The sequence below is a fragment of the Candidatus Infernicultor aquiphilus genome, assembly GCF_002784285.1.
GTDB lineage: Bacteria > Atribacterota > Phoenicimicrobiia > Phoenicimicrobiales > Phoenicimicrobiaceae > Infernicultor > Infernicultor aquiphilus.
This window is the reverse complement of the sequence record NZ_PFKO01000087.1, coordinates 1-416: the sequence shown is the minus strand read 5'-3', so window position 1 is coordinate 416 and position 416 is coordinate 1. Positions and strand designations below refer to the sequence as shown.

Sequence of the window (416 nt, the reverse complement as noted above, 5' to 3'; positions counted from 1 at the left end):
CTCTTTCTGGAGTTCGGTCGCTGGTGGCCATGAAACATTTTGGTCTGAACGTTGCCTCAGATAGCTTTTTACCTTCTGCCTATATTGAGCCTCGCGCAGGTTTTGTGATTATAGTAGCTGATGATCCAGGGTGCTGGAGTTCGGTTCAGGAAGAAGAGGATACCCGCTATTTCGCCCGCCTGGCAAATGTTCCGCTCATCGAACCAGCTACTCCAGAGGAAGCAAAAGAATTTGTAAAAGAAGCATTTATTATTTCAGAAAAATTTAGAACTCCGGTTCTTTTTAGAGAGACCACCAGGGTGGCCCATACCTCGGAAGCAGTAAAATTAGCCAGAATTAATCCTCCTAAAACAAGGGGCGAATTTAAAAAGGACTATAAAAAATTCTATACTTTCCTGCCGAGAATAATTGAAATT

General features: G+C 42.8%; 1 pseudogene. It reads left to right on the top strand.

The annotated features are described in order from the left end of the window. Window positions 1-23: 23 nt before the first annotated feature. A pseudogene (locus tag COZ07_RS02445) lies at window positions 24-416 on the top strand (indolepyruvate ferredoxin oxidoreductase subunit alpha); the annotation flags it as partial.